The following is a 26,768-nucleotide window of genomic DNA, read 5'->3' as shown; positions in this document are numbered from 1 at the left end:
ACCAGTAAGAAAAGGTGTTACCATTAACCTTCGAGTTTTTTTCTAACCTCGAAGGTTTTCTTCTTTTAAACCGCAAAGATCACAAAGGCTTCCGATCCCGGTGGCTATCGGGAGGCGCAAAGGCCGAAAAGCATTGTAAACTTCGAATTGGAATTTCTAAAAAATAAAAAAGAGTAAATGTAATCTATGCCTAGCCATTATTTTTTAATCGAGAGAGAATTCTCAATGATTTTTCTTTATTTGGTATTTTCTTTTTACAGCTCTTTTTCTTTTTTGGTCACCGATAAAATCTAGTAAAACTGAGGCATCAAGAACTTTAAGAATAGGAAGTTGAAAGGATAATTCTAATATAACTTTAGCTGCAATTGCATGTAGCATCGCTATTGTATTTACCGGTTTTGAAGAATCAGATTCGTACCTTCCATAGTGGTGAATAAATCCATTTGGGGCTAAGAAATAGCTATATAAAAGAGTAGGATATGCATTATGATTGAATTTTGATAATGTTTTATAAATTTCATTTAAATGATCTGACTTTTCTTTATTTCCCATTTCTTTTAGATAAGCCCTGTATTCTCCGTGAGAAACTATTTTTCCGCTATACCAGTTGTTTAAACTATCAGAAGCTTTTTCGTCTCCAAATGAAAAAAAAGTAGCCAAATCTAAAGCCTCCTGGATAGATCTTAGTAAATGGTAGATAACATGGATTTGATTTCTCTTTAAAGAGATTGTGATTTCTATTGCAGAATCAAGTGCAACCAAAGAAAGCATCCAAATTGCTTTTTCTTTTGATAAATCATCTTTTGTAAAGGACTTATTTTCTATTATGTGCTTTCGGATTTTTCGTAAAAATTCATTTGCTTCTTTTACAAATTTCATTTGAGCATCCCATTCATATGGATTATCCATTGCCTCTTGAGGATCTCTTGTCCAAATAATATTTTTCAAATTTATTCCCATAGCAATTTTTACCTTTTTCAATTATCCTAACCTCCTCCTCAGAAACTACATATAAATCATACACCAAAGCGTAGATTTCAGAAACGAATCGGTTGATTTTAGATTGGAGCGCGAGGGCTTTTTATTATTGTTCGCTAAAACTCCCATTATAAAATTCTATAAGTACATAACTCCAGGGTTTAAAGGAGCTTCAGGAAGTTGATTAGGAATGAAGTAGATTCCAGAACTTTTATATTTTTTACCTAAAGAATCTAATACTAAAAATTTGAAATATACCTTGCTCCCTGACCATTCAGATTTATAAAATAATTCATATTTCAAAAGAGTCAATTCACCACGTTCAAGGGCTATTGGTTTTGAAAACTCTTCTTTTTGATACCATCTTTTAATCTGATTTTTGTTTTTTTCATTTTTAATAAAATACAGACCAAATCTACCTCTTGAGTTATGTTGATATATTGATTTAATATATCTTTTTTCAAGACTAGAATTAACTATTTCAACTTGAAACACCACTACACAGTTTTCTTTGGCCGTTCTTTTTTTAAGGGATTTTATAATAACCTTTATTTTGCCTTTAGTTCTTCTATTTTCAAAATAAAAAGTTAAACCAATTGAAATTATAGATAAAAAAAATCCACCTACCCCTAGCCATTCAGCCAAACTTAAATCCATCATTTCTTCTTCCTCCTTCCAATAAATTTTTAACTCTTACCCGATTTTCTACTTCAAATTCCTTAGTAAACCTCAACACTCTATACTTGATTTCATTCCTGCTTAATGCCAACATATCTTTTAAAAAAAACTATTCCCTAAAGATATCATTTACCCCGAAAACTAAAAGCAGATTTTCCAAGACCTCCGTTGCACTTCCACTAAATTCCTCGTACTATTATCAACTAATAATCAATTACAAGCTTATAATTATGAAAAAGACTCTATTTCCCCTCTTACTTTTGGTTTTGGCTTTGGTTTCATGTAAGGAAACCGAAGATCCCATTATGGCCTGCGGAATAGCAGACCCCATTGAGAACTTACCTTGGCTTAATGAGAAGGTTGAGGAAATTAAAGCAGGAGACTTTTCAGATGAAACCACTGTGAATATGGCAACTTATCAAGGTCAGACAATATTTTTCGCTCAGTTATGCTGCGCACTTTGCCTTTCTGAATCACCTGTTTTTTATGACTGTCAGGGAGAAATTGTAGAAGGAGATCAAATTATTTTGAACCTAGAAGACCGTCAGATAATCTGGAAATCAAAAAATTCAAAATGTAATTCTTGATAGGATGTGAAACCATTGAAATGGTTCCTCCCCCTATTTTTAATTTATAGTTGTCGGATTTCGGAAGTTGATAGCCGGATCTTTTTGCCAGCAAGAGGGAGATGAACGATGGATAGTCCAGCTTCTGGAGAAGCAGGACAACGAGAACAAATAGTAGGAAAAAGAGAAAAACGGATTGAAAATCCTTTGATAAAGATTCGGGATTACAAATCCCGAACAGCTGGTTCAAAGCTTAATAGCCCAGGCTTTCAAGCCTGGGTTTAATGGATTGATATTTGATCAGCGCTGGCCCGGGATCGTCATTCGGAGCCGGATCTTTTTGCCAGCAAGAGGAAGATGAACGATGGATAGTCCAGCTTCTGGAGAAGCAGGACAACGAGAACAAATAGAAGGAAAACGAGAAAAACGGATTGAAAATCCTGTGATAAAGCTTCGGGATTACAAATCCCGAACAGCTGGTTCCAGTTAAATTTTACGTTCTCATTTTTTCCTAAAATTTTCAAAAAAAATCACTCCCACCTGTAAGGAATCAGAAAGTCTCCAGTCTAAAGGATAAAAATCAACACCATGAAAAAATCCTTTCTACTTTACCTCCTTATTTTCGGGACATGTTCCCTGTCTTTTTCCCAAACCTCTTTTGACGTTCAGGTCACAGGTTCTGGACCAGCAATTATTTTGATCCCAGGTCTTGCCTCAGACGGGGATGTTTGGAAAGAAACAGCGGAGCAGCTTTCGCAGAATTATGAATGCCATGTCCTTACCCTACCGGGTTTTGCTGGTCAGCCATCCATGGACCTTAGCGAGGGATTTCTCCCTCAGGTGAAAACCCAAATCACCGAATATATCCATTCTCTCGACCAGGAAGTCATTTTGATCGGGCATAGTCTGGGAGGTTTTCTTTCTCTTCAGTTGGCCAATGAACTGCCAGATCAGGTCAAACAGGCCGTCATCGTGGACTCCTACCCTTTCTATTCCGCCGCCATGAATCCGGCTGCCACCGTGGAAAGCATGAAACCTATGGCCGCCCAAATGAAGCAGATGATCGAGGCACTTTCGGAGGAGGATTTTGAAAAGCAGCAAAATGCAGGAATGCCCATGATGACAAACACCCAAGATCGAATTCCTACTTTGGTTTCTTGGTCTTTGGCAAGTGATCGAAGTACTTTTTCTCAGGCCATGTACGAACTGATGCTCACTGATTACCGAAAAAATCTCAGTACTTTAAAAACTCCAATTCTGGTGTTGGGAGCTTGGTATTCCGGTAAAGATTATGGATTAACCGCCGAATCTGTCAAAGGGAACTTCGCTCAACAATACCAGCTGGCAGAAAATGTACAAATCGAAATGGCTCCTACTGCTTTCCACTTTATCATGTGGGACAATCCAGAATGGATGATGGAAAAAATCCATGCTTTTATCCAATGAAGAATCAAAAAGAAAGGGTATTCGAAGAAATCTACAGCTCCCATAAGGATCGGATTTACCGACTCTGCAAGGGTTTTGTCAAGGACGAAGACCAGGCCAAAGATCTCTTTCAGGAAATCCTGATCAAAATCTGGAGACATCTGGATGCTTTTAGAGAAGAAAGTCAAATCAGCACCTGGATCTATCGAATAGCCTATAACACGGCGATTACTTTTTCGACAAAAGAGAAAAAGCAGGAAGAAAGGAAGTCTGAGATGCCGGCCGAATTTCAGTGGAGCGATTCAGACTATCCTCATTCTGAAATGGATCAGCAGATTCAATTGCTGTATCAGGCCATCAATGAACTCCCCGAGTTGGACCGGATTATCGCCACGTTGCTTTTGGAAAACAGTTCCTACCGGGCCATTGCGGAAATCTCCGGAATATCAGAAAACTATGTGGCAGTCAAAGTCAATAGAATCAAAACATCGCTCAGTAAAAAATTAAATCCTCAAACACATGGAAACTAACTTCTCGGATATACAGCAACTTTGGCAAAGCCAAAAAGCGCAGGAAATGGATCTTAGCACACTGATTGAAGGCTTGAGGAAGACTGAATCAAAACAGCGAAGAGAACAACTTTTCATGCTAATTATCACTCCCTTGACGATTGGATTTTTGTTTTGGGTGATGCCTTGGCAGGAAAGCGCCGGAATCACCACCAGTCTGTTTTTGATTGCCTTGGCGATGATTGGCGTGTTAATTTTATCGATCCGCTCCAAGGTGAAAACTCTGGATATCTCCGAAACTTCAGACAATGAGCTTTACTTGAAAACCCAAATCAGAAAACTAAAAGCTCGCTATATCATCGCCGGAAAGCATATGTATGTGTATACCATCCTCCTGGTGATCGCTTTGAATATTTCCTATTTCATCCTTTTGGAGCCTTTGGAGAGTTGGGTCAGGATCCTGATTCACACGATTCTTACGGCAGCGATTTTCGGTTTTATGCATTGGCAGATCAAGCGCAAATTGAAAAAGTACGACAGGGAATTAAAGCCGATGATCGAAAAGATGGAAGGAATGCTGGAAGCAAAAAGAGCAGGAGAAAGATCCAAGTAGCATTGTCAGTCCGAGCACTTGAGAGACGAGAGTCTCGAAATCGAAGGACCCTCCGACTCCGCTCGGATTGACCCCTATATTGCGCCATTAAATCATTCTGTTATTGGGAGCGAAGTCAAAGCCCAGACCTTGTTATTTAACTAAAAAGCAGGCTAAAAGTCTCACGCAAAGCCGCAACGGCGCCAAGACTTAATCTTTGGGCTTGAAATAAACTTAGAGATTAGCAATAAAAAGGTTTTTTTCACTGGTCCAACCTTTGGCACTTGGTTTTAAGGATGCATTAAACCATTGCGCCTTTGCGCCGTTGCGTGAGACTTCATGTTTACTTTGTGGTTTAAAAAAAACCTTTCCGAGCATTGCGGTTAAAAGAAAAAACCTTCGAGGCTAAAAATAAACCTCAAAGGTTATCATCATTGCAACAGTCGACTGTGACTGATCACTGAATCTCTGCGTCTCTGCGGTTAAAAAAGAAACCCTTTATGTCCTTTGCTGTTAAAACCTTATTTTCACATTTCGAAAATAAACCAATCGAATGCAAAAACGCGATTTCTTAAAATCTATCGGCTTGATGGCAGGTTCGGCTGCAGCCATGTCCTTTACACTTCCCAAAAAGGAAGACGATGCGAAAACTCTTAAACCAAATACACTTAAAAAAGGCGATACCGTAGGATTGATTTCTCCTTCAGCAGCGACTGCGGACAGAATGCAATTCACCTATGCGAAAGAAGCTTTGGAGGCTTTAGGTTTCCAGGTGAAAATGGGTAAAAACCTAATGAACCGTAGGGGACATTTGGCTGGAACCGATGCAGAAAGAGCAGGTGATTTAAATGAAATGTTTGCAGATCCTGAAGTAAAAGGAATTATCAGCATCCGGGGAGGTTCGGGTGCTGCAAGAATTCTGCCTTTGATCGACTACAAGCAAATCAGCAAAAACCCGAAGCCGCTTCTTGGTTATTCAGATATTACAGCACTCCATTGTGCCATACAGGCTCAGACCGGGCTGATTACTTTTCATGGACCAATGGGAAGCGGCAGCTGGAATAGCTTCAATGTGGAGCAGTTCCAAAAACTGTTCTTTGATCAGGAGCTGATGACCTATGAAAATGTTCATGCGGAAAGCGATGATCTAGTTGTGAAATCCAATCGGATCCAAACATTAAAAGGAGGCAAGGCAGAAGGTAAAATCCTTGGCGGAAATCTGACTGTTTTGACAGCTATTTCAGGTTCACCTTACTATCCAGATTTCAAAAACGCGATTTTATTTATTGAAGATGTGGGAGAAGATCCTTACCGTATGGACCGAATGATGAGCACTTTGAAATTAAATGGCACATTGGATCAGATCAAGGGCTTTATTTTCGGGCAATGCTCAGATTGTGAACCCGGCGGTGGCTACGGTTCGTTGACATTGGATCAAGTTTTGGATGATTACATTTTGCCTTTGGGTATTCCGGCTTATTCGGGTGCCATGATAGGGCATATTTCCAAGCAGTTTATAGTACCTGTAGGCGCCAAAGTATCAATGGACGCAGATGCAGGCACTTTTAAGCTGATGGAATCTGTATTTGAATCTTAAAAACTATGTTGAAAAGCTATCTATTATCCATTCTAATTTTCGGGATTTTTGCCTGCAATCAGGGCACTAAAGACCCCAATGCTCCCCAACCAACCATGAGTAAAAAAGAAACCAAACATTACCTGGCTTTAGGCGACAGTTATACGATCGGAGAAGGTGTGGCTGAAGCTGACCGATATCCAAATCAATTAGTGGATCTACTCAATGCACAAAATGAATCCCTTTGGGCAGAGCCAAAAATAATAGCCAAAACTGGCTGGACTGTAGATGAGCTGGAAGAAGGAATCAATAAGGAAACTCTGGAAAACGAACCTTATGATTTGGTGACGCTCTCCATCGGTGTGAACAATCAGTATCGGGGAAGAGATGTGGAAGAGTATGAAATAGAGTTTGAAAAAATGCTCCTTCGGGCAATGGGTTTCGCAGGAAATTTGCCGGATCATGTGTATGTACTATCCATTCCGGATTGGGGAATCACTCCTTTTGCCAGTGAAAACAACAAAGATGCAGTGCAGGTTGCGAAAGAAATCGATGCTTACAATGCAGCTAAGAAGGAAATATGTGATCGATATGGTGTAACTTATATTGACATCACTGAAGAATATCGAGCAATCGGTGCACAGGAAGAAATGTTGGTAGAAGATCAACTACACCCAAGTGGCAAGATTTATGCGAGTTGGGCACAGAAATTAAAAGAGGCTATTAACCCAGAGTGATATGAAACTTATTCTGTTTATTTCAGCGATTTTAATGACAGTGATGAGTTGCCAGAAAGAAGATGAAACCATCGAAACATGGTGGATCAATTCGGCAAAAAAAGATTGTGTTGGCGTTGGTCCAATGTCCTGCCTGCAAATTCATAAAGGAGAAAATCTGGACTCTGAGGAATGGCAATTCTTTTACAATTCCATTTCAGGATTTGAATATGAGCCAGGATATATTTATCAAATCAAAGTGAAAGTAACTCCAAAAGAGGCCCCTATTCCTGCAGATGCTTCCGCTTTGAACTATGAATTGGTCGAGATATTATCCAAAGAACCTGATATAAAAATGGGAATTACCAGTATCTGGAAAGTCGTGAAAGTTGGAGATATCGAGAATCCTGTAAATCCTAAATCAAAAGAAGCATTGATTTTTGAATTGAATGGTTCAGACATGAGCTATTCTGGAGACTTGGCCTGCAATTCAGTGAGAGGCAAAATCCAAACCCTGGATGCTGAAAATTTAGTTTTCGGCCCTGGAGCAGCGACAAAAATGGCCTGCATGGATATGAGTATAGAAAATGCGCTTTTGAAAGGAATTACTGACACAAAAACTTACCAAATTGCAGAGAATCAGCTTTCTTTGTTTGATGAAAATGGAGCGTTAGTAATACTGTTTCAAGCTGTAGATTAAGTTAGAATGAAGATTATTTGCATTGGCCGCAATTACGTGGCACATATAGAAGAGTTACAAAACGAAAGGCCAACCAATCCGGTTGTTTTCCTAAAACCTGAAACTGCCATCTTAAAAAAAGGTGCACCTTTCTACTATCCAGAATTCTCTCAGAACATTCATCATGAGGGAGAGTTGGTTCTTAAAATCAATAAGGAAGCTAAATATGTTCAGAAGAAATTTGCCCACAGGTATTTCGATGAGATTGGCTTTGGAATAGATTTTACCGCAAGGGATTTACAAGATCAATGCAAAGCAAAAGGACTTCCTTGGGAAATCGCCAAGGCATTTAATGGTTCAGCTCCAATTGGAGATTTTATCCCTGTTAGCGAGTTACCTGATTTGAACAATATTGATTTTCATCTGAACATCAATGGAGAGCTTCGCCAAAAAGGAAATACAAGCTTGCTGCTTTTTGATTTTGGTACCATCATCGAGTATGTAACCAAATTTTTCATGCTTAAAAAAGGAGATCTAATCTATACCGGCACCCCTGCCGGAGTAGGACCTGTCAAGCCAGGAGATCGGTTGGAAGGATTTATAGGGACGAAAAAACTGCTTGATTTTGAAGTTAAATAAAACCCTTTCCACACTTCTTCTTTTAGTATCTATCTCTAGTCAGTCTTTTTCTCAGGAAATCGACAAAGGCTACTTTATTTCCCCTATCAAACCGGGAGTCAGGAATTATTTAGCCGGGAATTTCGCAGAACTCAGACCCAACCACTTTCATACCGGGCTGGATTTCAAAACTGGAGGTCAAGAAGGCGAACCAATTTTAGCTGCTGCTGATGGCTGGGTTCACCGAATCAAAATATCTTCTTTTGGCTATGGCAATGTGATTTATCTCAAACACCCGAATGGTAAAATCACGCTCTATGGTCATTTAAGGAACTTCAACAAAGAACTTGGAGATTACATGCGTGCCAAGATGTACGAAGCCAAAGCTAATGAATTAGAAGTCTATCCTGAGCCAGGAGAATTACCGGTCAAAAAGGGAGAGCGGATTGCTGACAGTGGAAATACCGGCGGATCCGGCGGGCCACACCTTCATTTTGAAATCAGAGATAGTCTGGATCGGGCAATGGATCCTTTGTTGTTTGGATTTTCGGAAATTGTAGATAAAACCCCTCCTACTCCTCAGAAAATCGCAATTGTTCCTTTAAATATAGACTCTCGGGTCAATGGGAAATTTGAGCGATTGGAAGTCACACCAACATATTCAGGAGGAAATTATGTACTTCCTTCCACAGTGAAAATCACTGGAAAAGTAGGTGTAGAAATTCAGAGCTACGATCAATTGGATGGAGCCAGCAATAGAAATGGCTTTCCGACCTTTGAGCTAAAAGATGATTCTACTCAACTTTTTTCAATGGTCGTGGATAAGGTGGATTTCAATTACACCCGCCAATTCTTATTGCACACACATAAAAACAGGTTTACCAAACTTTATAAACAGAAGGATTTAAAGTTTGATTTTTTCCAACCTGCAACTCCTGAAACCGGCCATCTGGAGCTGGAATCTGGAGTCAAGAAAAACTACTTGCTCACTTTAAAAGATGCTTATGGCAATGTAAGAAAAGTCAACTTGCCTCTTCAAGGACAAGATTTGGAATCCAATGTCAACGATGGATCTGCGCCTTCGAGGGCTAGTATTTCCTATTTGGGAAACATATTAAAGATCAAAGCTCCTATATCACCCAATGGCGGACTGGCTAAATTTTATGTGGGTGCGCATACTTTCGAGATGCTTCCTGCCTACCAAGATTCCCAAAGCAGGACTTATTTGTGGGACATGAATTTTGGAATTCCGGAGGAAGTGGATGTTTGCTCCGAGGTAGTATTAGTAGGAATAAATGCAAGAATTCCGGCGGATTCTGACCAGCTATTTGCCGATCAAAAGGTGAAAATTAAGTTTTCTGAAAGGACCTTATTAGAGGATCTTTTCCTTAGGGTTACGCATAGCGGCAGCTCTAATTCACCAAAGTTGGAAATCAACGATCCATCTGATTATTTGTGGAGTGAAATGGAAATAACCTGGGATCTATCTGATTACACAGGCAGTAAGGACAAGGTTTATGTTTATCAGCTGGCATCCAATGGGAGAAAGTCCTTTGTAGGAGGAGTTTGGGAAGGTCAATCTATCCGTTTTAAAACCAGAAATTTTGGTACTTTTGTTTTGGACACAGATCAAGAAAAGCCTACCATTGCACCTGTCCGGGTAAATTCCTCTGGAATTCGATTTACAATCCGGGATAATTCTTCTGGAATTGATAGTTTTGAGGCACAGGTTAACGGAGAGTGGTTACTGATGCGCTATGAATACAAACAGGCTGTCATTTGGTCCGAAACACTGAATGGGCAAGTATTGAAAGGGCCTGTAGTTTTGAAAGTAAAAGATCAGGCAGGAAATGTGGCAGAATGGAAAGGCACTCTTTAACGTATTGTTTCATTCTTAATTAAAGAAAAACATGAATTTAGAAGTAGGTCAACAAGCACCGGATTTTGAAGCAAAAATAGAAACTGGAGAAACCATCAAACTCTCTGATTATAGAGGAAAGAAAGTGGTCCTTTATTTTTATCCAAAAGACAACACGCCAGGCTGTACCGCACAGGCCTGTAACCTCAGAGACAACTACGAAGCTTTGCAAAAAGCTGGATATGTAGTTTTGGGAATCAGTTCAGATGCTGAAAAATCTCATCAGAAATTTATTGAAAAGCAATCCCTCCCATTTTCTTTGATTGCTGACCCTGACAAAAAAGTGCATGAAGCCTATGGCACTTGGGTAGAAAAATCAATGTATGGCAGAAAATACATGGGAACCGCCAGAACCACTTTTATCATCGACGAAGAAGGCAAAATTGCTGAGATCATCGATAAAGTGAAGACAAAAGAACACACAGCTCAAATCTTAAAATAAACCTCCGTAATGGAAAAGAAATCAACCGAACAGCTTCAGGAAGTAGCTTCTCAGGTGAGAAGAGACATCTTAAGAATGGTCCATCAAGTACAATCTGGACACCCTGGAGCATCATTAGGCTGTACTGAGTTTTTTACAGCCCTTTATTTTGACCAATTGAAACATGATAGTGATTTCAAAATGGAAGGAAAGAATGAAGATTTATTCTTCTTATCCAATGGTCACATTTCACCTGTATGGTATTCTGTACTAGCTAGATCCGGATATTTCCCGATATCCGAAATGAGTACATTCAGAAAATTGAATTCAAGACTTCAAGGTCACCCAGCTACTGAAGAGCATCTTCCAGGGATCAGAATTGCTTCTGGTTCTCTAGGACAGGGACTTTCTGTTGCTATCGGTGCAGCTCAAGCCAAGAAAATCGACGGAGATGATCGATTGGTGTATGTATTGATGGGTGATGGAGAGCAAGAAGAAGGGCAAATCTGGGAAGCAGCCATGTATGCCGCTCACTGGAAAGTTGACAATTTGATCGCTACAATAGATTTAAACAGACAGCAGATCGACGGTCCTACCAAAGAAATTATGGACTTGATCGACTTGAGAGCAAAATATGAGGCCTTTGGATGGGAAGTAGTAGATACCATTCAGGGAAACAACATGGAATCTGTATTGATAGGATTGGAAAAAGCTAAAAACCTTACAGGCCAAGGAAAACCTGTTTTGAACTTGCTTCATACTGAAATGGGATATGGCGTTGACTTTATGGTAGGAACCCATAAGTGGCATGGTATCGCACCAAATGACCAACAATTGGCAGATGCTTTGGCACAACTTCCAGAAACATTGGGAGATTATTAACCAACGCTATTATTGACCCTCAATTCAAAGAAAACATGGAAAAGACATTGGATTTAAAATTCAACTATACAGATAAAAAAGATACCCGTTCAGGTTTTGGTGATGGCTTGCTTGAAGCTGGCCGCAAAAACCCAAATGTGGTTGGTCTTTGCGCAGATTTAATTGGCTCCCTGAAAATGGGTGCATTTCAAAAAGAGTTTCCTGAGAGATTCTTCCAAACAGGTATTGCAGAAGCAAACATGATGGGAATCGCTGCTGGTCTGAGCATCAGCGGCAAGATCCCTTTCACTGGTACTTTCGCAAACTTCTCCACAGGTAGAGTTTATGATCAGATTAGACAATCAATTGCCTACTCTGACAAGAACGTAAAAATCTGTGCTTCTCACGCAGGTTTAACTTTGGGAGAAGACGGAGCAACGCACCAGATTTTAGAAGATTTGGGAATGATGAAAATGCTTCCACACATGACTGTCATCAACCCTTGCGATTACAATCAGACAAAAGCTGCGACCATGGCGATTGCTGAGCACGAAGGACCAGTATATCTTCGATTTGGACGTCCAGTTTGGCCTATCTTCACTCCTGCTGATCAGAAATTCGAAATCGGAAAAGCTTGGAAAATGATTGATGGAAAAGATGTAACCATCTTTGCAACAGGTCATTTGGTTTGGGAAGCTGTCATCGCTGAAGCTATGCTTCGTGAAGAGGGAATCTCTGCAGAAGTAATCAATATCCACACTATTAAACCATTGGATACTGAAGCAATTTTGGATTCAGTAGCTAAAACTGGATGTGCTGTTTCTGCTGAAGAGCATCAATACAATGGTGGTCTTGGAGATAGTATTGCACAGACCTTGGTCAGAAATAATCCAGCTCCTTTAGAATATGTGGGTGTAGATGACAGCTTTGGCGAGTCTGGTACTCCTACTCAATTGCTTGAGAAATATGGCTTGAATGCTGCCAATATCGTAGCCGCTGCAAAGAGATCTTTGGCAAGAAAATAAACTCATTACAATCTCTTCAAAAGAGAAAGTTTTAAAACCACTGTTTAAATAAGCAGTGGTTTTTTATTGTTTTTTATCTTCGGAAATTAATCCAATTCCATGATCAGTATTCATCCAAACCTGGCCCTAGTTCCTATTCATATTCAGGATCATCTAAAGCTCGTCGAATTAATGGAAGGCATTTATAAATCTGCTTATTCCCATTTTTGGACTGATCAGGGAGATTGGTATTTGGAGTTTTGCTACAACGAAGGAAATCTTAGGAAAGAACTTTCTCGGTCACGGTCGCACTATTATTTTGTGGTTTTTGAAAATAAAAATGTGGGGATTCTAAAATACGATTTCCCTTTTTCTCCCAGAGAAATAGAAATCCCCAATGCGATGAAACTTCATCGGCTTTACTTGGATGAGTCAGTTCATGGAAAAGGAGTTGCCAAAGATCTGATGCTTTATATTGAACAGGTAGCTATTGAAAACAAGTTGGATTTCATTTGGCTGGAAGCCATGCTGGAAAAACCGCAAGCCAAACGATTCTATGAAAAAATGGGCTACGAATGGGTTTACACTTATCAATTGGAATTTGAAAAGCTTTATCCAGAAGTGAGAGGCATTCAGATTATGAAAAAGAGGGTATAAATACTCTAAGGTAAAATTTACAAAACAATCATCTGATTATCAGAACTTTGATTGAACAAAAATTTAAATTTCATTTTTTTTCAGTTATATTATTATTGCTTACCAAGTGAATAGAATTTTTTAATCTTAATTCATTCCATTTCTATTTCACTTAAAATGATAATTTTTCAATTTTAAAATCCGACTATGAAAAAAGTTATCTGTTTTATTTACTTCGTAATTTTCTCTTTTTCTGTTTTCTCACAAGTAAAAAATGATCCATCTCCGATTCTTTTCATTTATGATGCCAGTGGGTCAATGTGGGCAAAAATGGAGGATAAAACAAGAGTCGAAATTGCTCGGGAAATTCTTTCTAATTCCATTAATTCACTTCCTACTGAACAGGAAATCGGATTAATTGCCTATGGACATCGAAATAAAGGCGATTGTGAAGATGTCGAATTCTTAGTAGATCTAAAAAATAGTGACAAGGAAAAGGTCACAAAAACAATAGGTGAAATTAAGCCATTAGGCATGACACCTCTCTCTTATTCAGCAAGTTTAGCAATAGAAGACTTAAAGAAGTCTGGTCAAAAAGCTACCATTATTCTAGTTACAGATGGAATAGAGTCTTGTGATGGTAATATTTGTGAGGTGATAAGAACTGCTAAATCTAATGGAATTGATTTCAAACTTCACATAATAGGTTTTGGATTGAAAGAGGAAGAATCGGAACAATTAAAATGTGCAGCTGCCGCTGGAGATGGACAATATTTTGAAGCAAAAGATTCTGGTGGTTTAATGGGCTCTTTAGAAGAGGCAACCAAAGAAACAGTTGATAGCCCTCCTGGAAATTACGGCATTAAGGTGACGCTGAACGGTCAGTTGATCGATGCACTAGTACAGGTACTTGAACCAGGAACCAATAAGAAAGTCTCTTTGAAGAGGACTTATCGGGACAGTGTATTGATAGCACTTCCAGAGGGCAAATCTGATCTACTGGTGACAGCCTTGGAAAACACCGATCTAAAGCCTATCCTACTCTCGGATGTTTCCGCAGCCCCAGATGAAATCACCTATAGGGCAGTGAGCTTTGATGGGGGCAAAATGCTCTGGGATGTCACCAACAATGGCGAACCATGGGATGCTACAGTCAATATCTTTGAGGCAGGAACAAAAAAAGGGGTAGCTGGGGGCAGAACTTACGATAGGACAAAAGAATTTGATCTCAGTCCGGGCATTTACGATGTCCAGATTTTGGCTTTGGTCATTTCGGGTGAAAAAGGACACCGAAGAGAAAACGTAGAAGTCAAAGCAGGCGAAAAATTGGAACTGGCCTTTGACTACAAAACCGGTATTGCGAAAATTGGGGCATTGCTTGGATCTGATCTTGTGGACGCTACTGTCACTATTAAAGATGCCGCCACGAAGGCAAATATTGCTGGAATGAGAACTTATACATCATCCAGCAGCAATCCCCGGGAATTCATCCTTACCCCAGGAGAGTACGAAGTCACTGTGACGGCAGTATCCAAAGAACTTGCCGGAAAAAAAGAAGTGTTCCTAATGAAGATCCTAGCTGGTGAGACATTTGAGAAAACGATCAATTTCTAGCAATGAACAAATACATAAAACCTTCCAGCATAGCATTTTACCTACTGATTTTTCTATTGGCTTTCATCATCGGTGCAGCCGCAGCAGGATTATCAGGAGTGGCCAAAGGCCAAGGCTTAGCAGGTGGGGCGATTGTCCTTGGCTATGGCTTGATGACCGCTTTAGGGGGAATAATCTTGGGAATCATTATCGTTTCGAGAGCAAGCATAGACCTAATCAAAAAAGCGAATTGGATTATCCTGGCCTTAGCAGTTATCATAGTTGTCTTCCTTAGACTTCGCTCTTCGGACAAAAAAACAAATGAGAAGTCTGATCCACAGCCAAAAATACAGACCAGTCCATCTCTTCCTGCAAGTCTGATGGCAAATTTCACAGGGAAATCTTCCTCTACAGAAATAGGCCTGGGTCTTTTTACCCCAAATTATGTTGAGAATAATGTCTTGTATTTTTATTCCGTACAAAATCCTGACATACCCATTGAAGACAATCCAAAACTCGATAGCATTACTTTTTCACTTTCCGAGCATGGCGATTTCACCATCCAAACAGCCCCTCCGTGGCTACAGCCTGAGCATCTGAAGCTTGACTATGGCATCATCTATTTCAAAATCATGCAAATCGGAAAGGACTATATCCTCTTAGAGGGCAACAGCACCACGAAGACCACCTATTTTGTATCCAAATGGAGCGGCGATATCCTGTATTGGCCGGAATTCATCCTGAGCACATTCATGCTGGAATTCCCTGAAGGAAAAGTCCAGCCTGTAAGGATCAAGCCATTGGAAAATGCATCCATTGTCCAAAAACCTGTCAGAAACATGCGGGCTATTTCTGTCCAAGATTCCTGGGTGGAAGTCGAAATCCTGGATGACCAATGGAGCCCAATTGACAAAGGGTGGATCAGATGGCGGGATGAATCAAAAATATTAATTAAATATTCGTTACTTTCTTAAGAATATTCCCTTTAAAGTCAGCACACTTCTTCCAATTTAATTTTTTGAAATATTCATTAATCTCACTCTTATTATTTTGGCAAGATTGGCAAAATACATTACTTTGAATTGGAATTAAATAAAAAAGACCTTCCTTATTTTCAGTTTATTCTTGTCGAATCACCTTACTGTCGCCTATTTTGATGATAAAACTAACTGAAGATATCAGCATCCAAAAACTTACATCTACGGATCTACTGGAGATAATTGAGTTGATGCGGGAAATCTATATACCATCTTATAAACATATTTGGTCTGACTCTGTTGAATGGTATCTTCAACAAATGTATAATCCTGAAGCCTTCCAAAAAGACTTGGATGATCCAAGAATCCACTACTATTTCTTACTTTATGATGGATGGAAAATCGGCATCCTGAAATATTGTATCCAGAATCTCCGGAATTAATAGATTTTCCGGATTCATTAAAGCTTGATAGAATTTATATCAGTAAGACTATCAGGTCAAAGGAATTGCTGCTCAGTTCATGAAGAAAATTGAGTCCATCGCAAGAGAAAGAGGGTTAAAATATATCTGGCTGGAAGTAATGGATTCACAAATGCAAGCTCAGTGGTTTTACAGGAAAATGGGCTTTGAATGGCTTTTTACTTATCATTTAGATTACAAAAAACTATTACCTAAATACCAGGGAATTCAAATATTAAGGAAAACAGTGATATGAGGCTTATTTGTTCGCTCTGGGTATCAAGTCTTATCAGCCATTTTTAAATGTATTGGGAATAAACTATTTTTAGAAAAAAGCCGCAATGTTCCGTTCTGCTCTATATTCACTTTTAGCAATTATACTGGTCTCATTTTTGGTCATCAATTTTAGTAAAAATCAATTAGCTACTTCAAAGACTGAATTCCAGCAAATAGCAAGTTTAGCTAATTTCACACCTGCTGTTCCTCAAAAGACTTCAGAAGAACCTCAAGAACTAGTAGGTGTCTACTACATGCCTTCTTGGAATACCTCCCCTGATCCTTCAAAAGACAGAGATAGTTTTTGGTCTTGCCTTACGGGAAGAGGAGATTGTTCAAGCCTACAAAACCCTGGCATCTGGGGACCTAAAGGAAGAATTTACAATGATAAATATCCCTACGAAGGCCCTTACTTAGATCGAAAACCGATTGCTGAGCTCAAAGGATTTTATAAGAGAGATGATCCCGAAGTAATTAGAAAGCAATTGGAGTATATGAAGAGTTATGGGATAGACTTTTTTGCTTATGATTGGTTTTATGGAAGACATTATTATTACCATCTCTATTTTGGTCCCCAGTCAAAAATTTACTATCCAAAAGGATGGAAAATAGACACCAATAGGGATGGCCGAGTGGCTATTCCTGGTTTGGTAGAATGGGGAGATCAGCTCAAAGTCATGCTGGAAGTCAATGCCAAACTTCCAAAGGAAAAGCAGATGAAATGGGCTATCAACTGGTGTGATGACAGCAATGAACGATGGATGCATTGGCTAAAAATAGGATCACCCGAAGAACTGGCAAGAAAAGCCAATTACGAAGGTGAAAAACCTGACAAGGAACTTTACCTAAAAGTTCATGAGAAAATCACCCAATTATGGATTGATGAATATTTCTCCAGAGGGGATTATTTAAAAGGAAAAGATGGAAGACCCATTGTCTATTTCTATTTTCCTCAGGATGCCGAATCACGTGCTGCTTTTTATGGTTTGAAATTGAAAGATTTACTTGACCTTTCCCAAGCAACTGCTAAAAAAGCAGGACTACCCGGAATTAAATTTATTGCCGTAACCGCGGGTCCTATGCTGGAAAGAGAAAGAATCTATGGTTTACCGACTAAATGGGTTGCAAAGAATCCTTCAAAACCTTGGGAAGGCGGAAGCTATCAAAACAAACAGTTGCTTCAGGAATATGTTCCAAGGTTGAAAGACATGGGATTTGAGGGGATGACTGCATATGTCTATCACAACTTTATGGAAAAGGATAATAAGTCCTATGCAGATATGCGCGAAACATATCGAGGACATTGGAACATGTGGTCAGAGAAATTCAAAAATGATCCGAATTTCGAATATCAAGTTCCGGTGGCCATGGGATGGGATATGCGTCCAGCTGGAGGTACATGGCCTCAGCCATCTGGTTTTCCTAGTGAACCGCAAAAAGATAAAGTGCATAGTACCAAATCCACTTTTACAGCCAAATTGAAGGAGGCCCAACAAGTTTCGAGAAAATACAGTGCAACGAATGGCAACACCGTCATGATTTGCTGTTGGAATGAATATTTAGAAGGGAATTACATCGAACCTACGGAAGGACATGGCTTTGATTATTTAGAGTCTATCCGAGATGTTTTTGGTAAGAAATAATCCAATTGCTATTCAACCCCAGAAAAAAGCCTCTTTGAAATAAATCAAAGAGGCTTTTTTAAATTCCATCTACTTCCTAATTCCTGTTTTCATAAGAAGGTCTAGCAGGTTTTTTAAACTTCTCATTGCTATTCAATAACCTCATCACTTCTTTGATAGCTGCTTCTAATTGAGCATCGGTTCCTTTGGCAAGGCTTTCGAAGTCTTCCACCACTTCGATGTCAGGGTCTACCCCATGACCTTCCTTAAACCAAGTTCCGTCAGGATCATACATTCTGAAAGTTGGAACGGTCACCGAACCTCCATCAATCAAAGATGGCGCTCCTGAAATCCCAATCAATCCTCCCCAAGTTCGAGTTCCGATCAAAGGTCCCACTTCCCTTTTGCGGAAGTAATCAGGGAATGCATCTCCACCTGAACCTGAAAATCCATTAATCAACATAACTTTAGGTCCGAAATTACCAGATGGTGGCCAAGCCCAATCTTCCCCGTCTCGGACAGCCCAGAATGCCAAAGGTCCTCGATCAAGAAGCTCTACAAATCTATCGGGAATCTGACCTCCATTGTTGAATCGTTCGTCAATGATGAAACCTTCTTTTTCCATCTGACCATAGAACTGTCGGAACAATTCATTTTGTCCATCTTGTCCGGTACTTGGAACGAAGACATAGCCAATTTTTCCATCAGTCGCTTCTTCTACCCTCTTCCGGAAGTTGTTGATCCAAGCAAGGTTTCTAAGTCTGGCTTCAGATCTCAATGGTTCTACCAGTACTTTCCTTGCTCCGTTTAAAGAGTTGCTGCTATTAACCGTCAGCTGAACCGTCTTTCCTGCAAGTCCTTGAAGAGATGCATATATGGATTTGGAAGGATCAATTTTTTGTCCGTTGATTTCCAAAATAAAATCACCTTCTGAAACATCAACTCCCGGCTTTGAAAGTGGGGATCTTACTTCTACATCCCAAGGAGCTCCATTGATAATTTCAAGGATTTTATAAGCTCCATTTTCAAGTACAAAATTAGCTCCTAAATATCCAACGGAGAGATTTGGTCCCGATTCTAAATCCCCTCCATTGTTATAGGTATGCGAGGCATTTAATTCAGCTATGAGATCTCCGATAATAATATTTACATCCCTTCTGGAATTTGCCTGGTCTACCAATGATCCATAACGAGACTTCATCAAATTCCAGTCAACACCATGCATGTTTGGATCATAAAAGTAATCACGCTCAAACCTCCAAACATCATTAAAAATCTGCTTCCATTCATCGGCTGGCACCACAGTCATTCGCATATCTTGAACAGGAACTGTTTTCTCAATTTTTTGACCTGGCGCTGGATCAATCACCGCCAATTTTCCCATGGCATATACAATCACTTTTTTCTTATCAGCAGAAAGCCCAAATCCTCCAACTCCATCCAATACCGTTTTAGATTCTTTCTCTTTAAAGTCATACAATTTTAAGCTTGGAGCACCTTCACTACCTGCACCTGAATTTGGTCCTTTCACATACAAAAGTTTTCCTTCCAAAGCTGCAAGATTTCCAAAATTCCCAGGTTCGATATCCAACATTTCAATTCGATTTTCAAAACCGTCTATTTCAAAGTTTATGGATTCATCAGATTTCTCTTCTTCTTTTTTATCATCATCTTTCCCTTCCTCTTTCGGCTTAAACTCATCATTTTTTAAGGCAATCAAAGAAGGAATTGATTTGTTCAAAGTTCCAACTGCAACTCCGGTAGAATTTGGATAAATGAACGTATTATCTACGTCTGAATAAACCGGGTTAAATGTTCTATTGGTTGTAAAGAACAAATATTTCCCGTCTTCGCTAAAGACTGGGTTCTGGTCCGAGTAAAATCCTGAAGTAATCTTACTGGCTTTTCCTGCTTCGATATCATATAAATACAAAGCAGAAGTGGCTCTATTTTCTTTGGACATTCCATAAGCGATATACTTGCTATCAGGCGACCAAGAAACTTCGAAAGACTGCAAGTTGCCTTCAAACATGTATTTCCCTTTATCAATCAATTTGACCGATCCAGTCGACGCATCAATTAACTGAACTTCCATCGCCTGATTGATGCTCACCAGTTTTTTGCTGTCCGGAGACCAAAAAATATTGTAATGGAATCCATTGGTAAACTTCGTCATCACTTTGGCAGCGTCATTTGAGCCCATCGTTTTTAGCATCAATTGGTATTCTCCAGTTGCATCCGACCAATAGGCTAAGGTTTTCCCATCAGGTGACCAAGCTGGATATCTTTCTGCTGCGCCTGAGGTATTGGTCTCATTTGTAACGAAACCTTCCACAGCTGGAAGGTTAAAAATCTCCCCTCTGGCTTCAACAATTACTCTCTTCCCATCTGGTGAAAGCCCTCCATTTTGCACACTGTTTTCCAAAGAAATGATTTTAGGAATCTTTGCTTTTTGATCAGAAATTATTTGAATTGGAACCTCTTTTGACTCTCCTGAACTGGCGTTGAAAAGGTATAATTTCCCTCCTGCTTCAAAAACGATTTCCGAATCACTGTTTGATGGAAAAGTAATATCATAATCCTCAAAATGTGTCAATTGGGTATTTTCCTCCGTACTGAAATCATACTTCCAAAGATTATTTCTTTTCTCTGGTCCATTATCTGACATGTAATACACAGAATTACCCATCCACATTGGCAACTCATCATTTGCTGCATTTTGAGTCAGGTTTTTAGTCCTGTAGTCTGCCAAATCAAAAACCAAAATATCTGGAGCTGTTCCTCCTCTATATCTTTTCCAGTTTCTGTTAACGCGACTTCTATCTGTATAGGCAAGGGACTTCCCATCGGGTGAATAGGATGCAAATTCTCCATAAGGTACAGGTAGCTTGGACGGTAATCCACCGGTTACTGGTACTGTATAAAACTGAGAAAAACGCTCTTTCCCACTTTCTCTTCCTGAAGTGAACAAAATAGATTTACCATCTGGCGACCATCCTTGAACAATATCAGGCATTCCATGATAGGTAAGTCTTTGCGGCACTCCTCCTGAGCTTGGCATGACATACACATCATAATTTCCGTTGTAGTTAGCAGAGAAGGCAATTTGCTTTCCGTCTGGAGAAAATTTAGGATACATTTCCGGTCCTTCCGGGGAGGTTAATCGCATTGCTACTCCTCCACTTTTTGCCACCACCCAAATATCATCTCCGAATGTAAATGTGATTTGTGTGTCTGAAACATCTGGCAACTGCATTAGTCTTGCATCAGTCTGGGCTTCAGACTTCAGTGCAAAAACAAAAGCCACCAATAGAACAAATGTTTTTTTCATAGATAAGTTGGGATTAGTAAATATTGATTGAATTAATCTGACGTAGAGTTTGAGAAACCCTGGTAAGTCAAAAGATTTATTGTGTTGAAAAATTATTCAAGAAATAAAATACCGAAAATTACATGCCATTACTAAAAAATCGATTTAAAAAATTGATTTTCAATATTTTAAGAATTTACGCTTTTAACAAAACGTATCAAATTCGGACACAAATTTCGTACGGAAACAAAGAACTTAATATGAAATACATCTTGAAAAAATCGGGAACAATTTGATTTTACCAGTATTAATCTTGATCAATGAATACAATATTATATAGGATTAAAGAAAGATTTTAATGAACTTTAATAGATATAAACTTTTAAAACGATGTTAGATCAATTGTTAAATTTAGCCGAAGGGCCTTTAGAAGAGATGCTTGCAGGTATGAACCAGCAAAGCCCAAAAAGTTCAGCAGGAGCCCTAAAAGAGTCAATTTTCTCAAGTATTCAGAAAGAAATCTCAACAGGTGACTTAAGTGCTGTTAAGGAAATGTTTTCTGGAAGTGAAACTTCACCAGATTCACCAGTGATTAATAAATTACAAGGCGATGTTTCAAACAGCCTGATTGATAAGCTTGGTATTTCAAAGGAGCAAGCCATGGGAATTGCAGCTGCCGCGCTTCCAATGATTTTAAACTTTTTCAATAAACGAGTGAATGATGCTCCTCAGGATAATGAAGACATTATGTCTTCTGTCATTTCTTCACTTCAGGGAAATTCAGGTAAGATTAATACTGGTGATTTATTAGGCTCACTAATGGGTGGAAAAAATGGTGGTGGAATGGACTTAGGAGGGCTTATGGATTTGGGCAAAGGATTGTTTAAATAAACCTATTTTATTATGAAAAAGATATTAGCTCTATTTTCATTTCTTTTAGTTTCTGGACTTCTGATGAATCATGAAACTTTAGCGCAAAAAATTTCTTTACCATCAGCAGATTTCAAGAAAGATATGAGTGGTGTTTTTTCTCCTGAAAGTGACTTAGATATCGATGATTCAAAAAAAAGAAGAACTTAAATCAGCAAACAGCAAGTTTTTTGACGAAATTCTGGAAGTCGCAGGGAGTAACAAAAGCGATGAAGAAAAGCGAAAATCAATATTAAATCTAGGCAAAAAACAGTCTGGAGCCTTTTCTGAAATTCTTGGAGAAAACAAAGCAAAACAGTACAAGAAAGCTGTTAAAAAGAAGATTAGACCATTTAAAACTAAATACAAACTAGCAACACTCATTTTATGAAACTTCTAAAAATTTTAACCTTCGCATTTGCCATTTCATTGATTGGCTTTTCAGCTCAAGCTCAAGGCTTAAAAGTCCCAAAAATGGATTTATCCTCTCAAGTTCTTGGGATTTTAAATAACACGAAAGGCCTGGATCTTAACTCAGATCAGAAAAGTAAATTAGAAACAAACAACAAAAGCTTTGTGGACGAATTGATGAAAATCAGTGATAGTTCAGCATCTGATGATGATAAAAAAGCAAGCTTCCTGGGGCTGAAAAACAAAAGAACCAAGTTTCTTACTGATCTAATGGGAAGTGATCTGTTTAAAAAATATTCAGGTCAAATTCTCAAATCCATCAATCCGCTCAAGTCGAAACTTGGACTCGCAGCATTGGCATTTTGACATAGATAATGCAAAAAGAGAGTCGCAAAGTATTGCGACTCTCTTTTTTTACAGATTTTTCTTTACCACTTTTTCCTATTCAAAATCCGCATTAGCTCTTCCGCTAAGTACTCTCCTTTCATCTGAATAACATCTCTTGGAGTATTGTCTCCAACTTCGAAAGTCATGGATTCTGCATGCTGTACAAAGAAGAAATAGGAATTAGAAGTGACGCTTCTTTCTTTGCCTTCATTAGGTCTGATATTCGGGACATATCCCGGAATTCTCTTAGATGACTTTTCGATAACCCTACGGATCAAACCTGGGTAATATCCTTCTAATTCCTCATTATTGATATAAAAGATATCCTCCCAAGTGGCGTGAAAGTCAGCTGCGAAAACAAACTTCCCTCCTGTTTCTACCACCTTTTTTTCCATAAATTCAGAAAGCGCTTTTGTTTCAGGTTGATTGAAATTAACCCAGTCTCTATTCGTATCAATTCCTCCAGCATTATGTCTCCAATGGCCATTAGCTACCCCGTCTGGGTTCATCTGTGGCATGAGATAAAGATTGTATTTACTTCGAAACTTCTTGGCAACAGCTGTATTTTCACAAATTTTCTCGATAAAAGCCTTCATCGCCAGATAACCAGGAACTTCCGGTGGATGCTGCATGGAGATCACCATTAGCATCTGTTGGTCATCAGCATTCCCAATTTTCAAAACCTCCAATGGTCTTCCTTGAGTGCTTTCCCCAATCTTGATTTTTTCCACAAAATCAAATCCCAACAAACCTTCTTTCCAATCCGACACATGCTGAGTTCCGACTAAATCCTGAGCAGCAATCCAAGTAGTATCCAGAGAGCTCTGAACTTTTAAAAATGCTTCTTTGGGTCTTCCTTCTTCAACAATAGGTAAGTAAAAATCAGTCGAATCTACATTGGAATAGGAGTTTCCATCCTTACTTATTTTTGGATAATATCGATGAAATCCTTTATCAGAATAAGTGAATTTAATCCAGAAATCCTGAGGGCTTTCAGACCAAATTTTAAAAGCATACCATGGACTGGGGTTGATGGGTTCGTTCTCTGGCAATATGGTTATAGAAATCAACGTATCATTGATCCTTTGGGCATCATTGAGTCTTGCTCCATCAAACTGATTTGAAAAATAAAGCCCTTTTTCCAAATCAAATGTTCTCTTTTCCTGAAGGCTGATTTCTTTACTTTCTGTAGGAATGATTTGAATAGGGCCTTGTCCTTCCCACTGGGAAGTTGATTTGCAGGAAATGAGGAGAATAAAAAGTAGGTAAAAGGTTGTTGATTGGAGGAATTTCATGCTGGGAAGTTAAAATAAAAACCCCTCAAATTTCTTCGAGGGGTTCGTATTTAATAAATCTTAAATCAATTTATACTTTCGGCAATTCCCATCCATTATGGTAATGGGCTTTGATCAATTGATTTGCCTCTGAATCGGTGAATTGATTTTTGCCAGCATCCCAATAAACTTTCTTACCGGTTTTATAGGCAATATTCCCCATTTGGGCATTGATTGCTGCGACACTTCCAGTTTGAATCGCACAATTCAGCAAGCTAGGATCATTCGCTTTTACCGCTTCAATAAAGTTTTTAGCATGATGATCCAAGGCGCTTCCAACCCCAGGAGTATGAGGAACTTCAGCTACTTTTGGAACACGCTGACCATCTTTGTTTTCGGTTTCAGGAATCACTTTCCATCCCCCTCTATTCACTACCAAAGTTGCATTGTTTCCGATAAATGCAATTCCTTCCGTTGTCCCATAGTTTCCTCCATCGATACCTGTAGCATGTTCCCAAAGCATATTGAAGCCATCGTATTCATACACTGTCTGAAGCGTATCAGGGGTCTCAGAAGCATCATCCGGGTATGCAAATTTCCCACCGGAAGCCATTACGGATTTTGGAGCACTTACTCCCATTGCATAAAGTGCAATATCGATCTCATGAACTCCCCAATCAGTCATCAATCCACCAGCATAATCCCAAAACCAACGGAAATTGAAATGGAAACGATTTGGATTGAAAGGCCTTTCTGGCGCTGGTCCTAACCACATTTTATAATCCACCCCTTCTGGTGCTGGACCATTTGGTAAAACCGGGACTGGCTTCATCCAACCTTGGTATGCCCAGCATTTCACCAATCTGATTTGACCCAATTTTCCTGATTTCACATAATCAATGGCTTGAGCATATTGAGAACCAGATCGCTGCCATTGCCCAACTTGAACTACTTTTCCATAGCGTTCTTGAGCTTTCACCATTAGTTGGCATTCCTCGATGGTATTTGCAATTGGTTTCTCTACATAGACATTCTTTCCTGCAGAAACAGCATCACACATGATCAGGCAATGCCAATGATCTGGAGTTCCGATGATCACAATATCGATATCTGGATCTTCGAGTAACTTTCTATAATCTTTATAAAGCTTCGGTCTTGTACCTCTTAGCTTGAAAACATCTTCACTTCTTCTATCCAGCACACTTTGATCTACATCGGCAATCGCGACGCAATTTACCTCAGGTAATTTCAAATGTGCGCTCATATTGGACCAACCCATCCCATTGGCTCCTATGAGTCCATAGTTTAGTTGATCCGAAGGTTTTACTTTTCTGGTGTATCGACCAAAATCCGCGGCAGTTAAGATATTAGGCATGCTGAGCCCTGCCCCAACCAGCATGGTATTTTGGATAAATCGTCTTCTTGATGACATGGTTTTTATGGGTTATTGAGAGTATTGACAAAAAAAGAGCAGAATAGTTAAATCCTGCTCCATTATAAAATGAGTACTTACAGCTTGCGAACCCAGATATTTCTAAATCTTACCGGGTTTCCATGGTCTTGCAATTTGATTGGCAATTCTTCTGGATGCGCTTTATAATTAGGAATACCAATGTATTCAGTTGGACCTTTTAGGATCACATGGTTTTGAACCAAAACACCGTTCATTAAAACAGTTACCGTTGCTGGTGAAGTAACAATTCCATCTTTGTTGAAGCGAGGAGCTTTGAAAATGATGTCATAGTAATTCCACTCTCCCGGAGGTCTTAAAGCCATAGCCAAAGGAGCAAACTGCTTATAGATACTTCCCGCCTGACCATTAGTGTAGGTTTTACTTTCGTAGCTATCCAAAACCTGAACTTCATACAATCCCATCAAGAAAAAACCAGAGTTTCCACGACCTTGACCTTCACCTACGATTTCTGTTGGAGCAGACCATTCCACATGGTATTGCGCATCTCCAAAAGGAAGTTTTGATTGGATATCACCTTTTCCTCGGGTTACAACCAACTCACCATTTTCGATGGTCCATTCGGCAGGACTAGTTCCGTCTTTTGCACTGACAAATCCATTCAAACTAGTTCCATCAAAAAGCACGATGGCGTCAGATGGAGGAGCCGTATTGTTTGCTCCGGGAGTTACTTTCGGAGGAACAGGCGTATAAAATTCAGTTGCCTCAGGTTTCATTGGAGGCGGAGTTTTTTCTTGTGCACAAGCTAAAAAGCTGATACTAAAAGCAGATAAGGTAAGCGCCAGGGTCAGCGATGTCTTTTTCATAGGTTAGATTATTTTAGGAATAAGAACTAAAGCCGATAAATTACTTCAAAAAGCCATGAAACAAAAAACCATTAGTGGATTTTTCCTGATTTAG

General features: G+C 39.3%; 28 protein-coding genes and 1 pseudogene. 23 read left to right on the top strand and 6 right to left on the bottom strand.

Annotation, left to right across the window (positions count from 1 at the left end; genetic code table 11):
* Window positions 1-222: 222 nt before the first annotated feature.
* The gene (locus FHS59_RS05955) at window positions 223-981 is read right to left on the bottom strand and encodes a hypothetical protein (protein ID WP_184493927.1); all 759 of its coding nucleotides are present in this window, start codon (window positions 979-981) and stop codon (window positions 223-225) included.
* A gap of 135 nt (window positions 982-1,116) precedes the next feature.
* On the bottom strand, window positions 1,117-1,638 hold the full coding sequence (locus tag FHS59_RS05950) for a hypothetical protein (protein WP_184493924.1): 522 nt from the start codon (window positions 1,636-1,638) through the stop codon (window positions 1,117-1,119).
* 248 nt (window positions 1,639-1,886) lie between these two features.
* Here FHS59_RS05950 and FHS59_RS05945 point away from each other — a divergent pair, with 248 nt between their 5' ends.
* From FHS59_RS05945 to FHS59_RS05860, 19 genes and pseudogenes are all read left to right on the top strand, one after another.
* Complete coding sequence (locus FHS59_RS05945) at window positions 1,887-2,243, top strand: hypothetical protein (protein WP_184493922.1); 357 nt, start codon at window positions 1,887-1,889, stop codon at window positions 2,241-2,243.
* A gap of 343 nt (window positions 2,244-2,586) precedes the next feature.
* Entirely contained in the window at window positions 2,587-2,712 is a 126-nt protein-coding gene (locus FHS59_RS23420; RefSeq protein WP_262890853.1) for a hypothetical protein, read from the top strand.
* A 98-nt stretch (window positions 2,713-2,810) separates the two neighbouring features.
* A complete protein-coding gene (locus FHS59_RS05940) occupies window positions 2,811-3,668 on the top strand; it encodes an alpha/beta fold hydrolase (protein WP_184493919.1) in 858 nt (285 codons plus the stop codon).
* Entirely contained in the window at window positions 3,665-4,177 is a 513-nt protein-coding gene (locus tag FHS59_RS05935) for an RNA polymerase sigma factor (protein ID WP_184493917.1), read from the top strand. Before FHS59_RS05940 ends, FHS59_RS05935 begins: the two co-directional genes overlap by 4 nt.
* Entirely contained in the window at window positions 4,167-4,769 is a 603-nt protein-coding gene (locus tag FHS59_RS05930; protein WP_184493915.1) for a hypothetical protein, read from the top strand. Before FHS59_RS05935 ends, FHS59_RS05930 begins: the two co-directional genes overlap by 11 nt.
* 532 nt (window positions 4,770-5,301) lie before the next feature.
* Window positions 5,302-6,345 (top strand): S66 peptidase family protein, encoded by a 1,044-nt coding sequence (locus FHS59_RS05925; RefSeq protein WP_184493913.1) that lies wholly within the window; start codon window positions 5,302-5,304, stop codon window positions 6,343-6,345.
* Between the two features lie 5 nt (window positions 6,346-6,350).
* Window positions 6,351-7,061 (top strand): SGNH/GDSL hydrolase family protein, encoded by a 711-nt coding sequence (locus FHS59_RS05920; RefSeq protein WP_184493911.1) that lies wholly within the window; start codon window positions 6,351-6,353, stop codon window positions 7,059-7,061.
* 1 nt (window position 7,062) lies between these two features.
* Window positions 7,063-7,740, top strand: a complete 678-nt coding sequence (locus FHS59_RS05915) for a DUF4377 domain-containing protein (RefSeq protein WP_184493909.1) — start codon at window positions 7,063-7,065, stop codon at window positions 7,738-7,740.
* Window positions 7,741-7,746: 6 nt separating this feature from the next.
* Window positions 7,747-8,358 (top strand): fumarylacetoacetate hydrolase family protein, encoded by a 612-nt coding sequence (locus FHS59_RS05910; RefSeq protein WP_184493907.1) that lies wholly within the window; start codon window positions 7,747-7,749, stop codon window positions 8,356-8,358.
* Entirely contained in the window at window positions 8,345-10,216 is a 1,872-nt protein-coding gene (locus FHS59_RS05905) for a M23 family metallopeptidase (RefSeq protein ID WP_184493905.1), read from the top strand. Before FHS59_RS05910 ends, FHS59_RS05905 begins: the two co-directional genes overlap by 14 nt.
* A 31-nt stretch (window positions 10,217-10,247) precedes the next feature.
* Window positions 10,248-10,697 carry a thioredoxin-dependent thiol peroxidase gene (bcp, locus tag FHS59_RS05900; protein ID WP_184493903.1) on the top strand — a complete coding sequence of 150 codons (450 nt, stop codon included), beginning with the start codon at window positions 10,248-10,250 and terminating at the stop codon, window positions 10,695-10,697.
* A 9-nt stretch (window positions 10,698-10,706) separates the two neighbouring features.
* Window positions 10,707-11,558 (top strand): transketolase, encoded by an 852-nt coding sequence (locus tag FHS59_RS05895; protein WP_184493901.1) that lies wholly within the window; start codon window positions 10,707-10,709, stop codon window positions 11,556-11,558.
* 35 nt (window positions 11,559-11,593) lie between these two features.
* A complete protein-coding gene (locus FHS59_RS05890) occupies window positions 11,594-12,562 on the top strand; it encodes a transketolase family protein (RefSeq protein WP_184493899.1) in 969 nt (322 codons plus the stop codon).
* 99 nt (window positions 12,563-12,661) lie between these two features.
* Window positions 12,662-13,198 carry a GNAT family N-acetyltransferase gene (locus FHS59_RS05885; protein ID WP_184493897.1) on the top strand — a complete coding sequence of 179 codons (537 nt, stop codon included), beginning with the start codon at window positions 12,662-12,664 and terminating at the stop codon, window positions 13,196-13,198.
* A gap of 186 nt (window positions 13,199-13,384) precedes the next feature.
* Complete coding sequence (locus FHS59_RS05880) at window positions 13,385-14,791, top strand: vWA domain-containing protein (protein ID WP_184493895.1); 1,407 nt, start codon at window positions 13,385-13,387, stop codon at window positions 14,789-14,791.
* A 2-nt stretch (window positions 14,792-14,793) separates the two neighbouring features.
* Window positions 14,794-15,744, top strand: a complete 951-nt coding sequence (locus FHS59_RS05875; RefSeq protein WP_184493893.1) for a hypothetical protein — start codon at window positions 14,794-14,796, stop codon at window positions 15,742-15,744.
* 182 nt (window positions 15,745-15,926) lie between these two features.
* Window positions 15,927-16,190, top strand: a complete 264-nt coding sequence (locus FHS59_RS05870; RefSeq protein ID WP_184493892.1) for a hypothetical protein — start codon at window positions 15,927-15,929, stop codon at window positions 16,188-16,190.
* A gap of 58 nt (window positions 16,191-16,248) precedes the next feature.
* A pseudogene (locus FHS59_RS05865) lies at window positions 16,249-16,464 on the top strand (GNAT family N-acetyltransferase); the annotation flags it as partial.
* Window positions 16,465-16,549: 85 nt separating this feature from the next.
* Window positions 16,550-18,127, top strand: a complete 1,578-nt coding sequence (locus FHS59_RS05860; protein WP_184493888.1) for a glycoside hydrolase family 99-like domain-containing protein — start codon at window positions 16,550-16,552, stop codon at window positions 18,125-18,127.
* Between the two features lie 76 nt (window positions 18,128-18,203).
* Here the strand turns inward: FHS59_RS05860 and FHS59_RS05855 are convergent, their stop codons facing one another.
* Complete coding sequence (locus FHS59_RS05855; RefSeq protein ID WP_184493886.1) at window positions 18,204-21,437, bottom strand: S41 family peptidase; 3,234 nt, start codon at window positions 21,435-21,437, stop codon at window positions 18,204-18,206.
* A gap of 369 nt (window positions 21,438-21,806) precedes the next feature.
* Between FHS59_RS05855 and FHS59_RS05850 the strand changes: the two genes are divergently transcribed.
* From FHS59_RS05850 to FHS59_RS05835, 4 genes are read left to right on the top strand one after another with little or no spacing between them, the layout of a single operon-like run.
* The gene (locus FHS59_RS05850; protein WP_184493884.1) at window positions 21,807-22,307 is read left to right on the top strand and encodes a DUF937 domain-containing protein; all 501 of its coding nucleotides are present in this window, start codon (window positions 21,807-21,809) and stop codon (window positions 22,305-22,307) included.
* Window positions 22,308-22,319: 12 nt separating this feature from the next.
* Complete coding sequence (locus FHS59_RS05845) at window positions 22,320-22,496, top strand: hypothetical protein (RefSeq protein ID WP_184493882.1); 177 nt, start codon at window positions 22,320-22,322, stop codon at window positions 22,494-22,496.
* Window positions 22,471-22,716 (top strand): hypothetical protein, encoded by a 246-nt coding sequence (locus tag FHS59_RS05840; RefSeq protein WP_184493880.1) that lies wholly within the window; start codon window positions 22,471-22,473, stop codon window positions 22,714-22,716. Before FHS59_RS05845 ends, FHS59_RS05840 begins: the two co-directional genes overlap by 26 nt.
* Window positions 22,713-23,102 (top strand): hypothetical protein, encoded by a 390-nt coding sequence (locus tag FHS59_RS05835; protein WP_184493878.1) that lies wholly within the window; start codon window positions 22,713-22,715, stop codon window positions 23,100-23,102. The genes FHS59_RS05840 and FHS59_RS05835 overlap by 4 nt, the downstream gene beginning before the upstream one ends.
* Window positions 23,103-23,164: 62 nt before the next feature.
* Here the strand turns inward: FHS59_RS05835 and FHS59_RS05830 are convergent, their stop codons facing one another.
* The 3 genes from FHS59_RS05830 to FHS59_RS05820 form a co-directional block, all read right to left on the bottom strand.
* Complete coding sequence (locus FHS59_RS05830; protein ID WP_184493876.1) at window positions 23,165-24,418, bottom strand: M14 family metallopeptidase; 1,254 nt, start codon at window positions 24,416-24,418, stop codon at window positions 23,165-23,167.
* Between the two features lie 70 nt (window positions 24,419-24,488).
* The gene (locus FHS59_RS05825; protein ID WP_184493874.1) at window positions 24,489-25,829 is read right to left on the bottom strand and encodes a Gfo/Idh/MocA family protein; all 1,341 of its coding nucleotides are present in this window, start codon (window positions 25,827-25,829) and stop codon (window positions 24,489-24,491) included.
* Between the two features lie 77 nt (window positions 25,830-25,906).
* Window positions 25,907-26,674, bottom strand: a complete 768-nt coding sequence (locus FHS59_RS05820) for a 3-keto-disaccharide hydrolase (protein WP_184493872.1) — start codon at window positions 26,672-26,674, stop codon at window positions 25,907-25,909.
* Window positions 26,675-26,768 lie beyond the last annotated feature (94 nt).

It is taken from the genome of Algoriphagus iocasae, assembly GCF_014206875.1.
GTDB classification, from domain to species: Bacteria; Bacteroidota; Bacteroidia; order Cytophagales; family Cyclobacteriaceae; genus Algoriphagus; species Algoriphagus iocasae.
The sequence above is the reverse complement of the archived record's forward strand: the minus strand, read 5'-3'. Positions and strand labels throughout refer to the sequence as shown.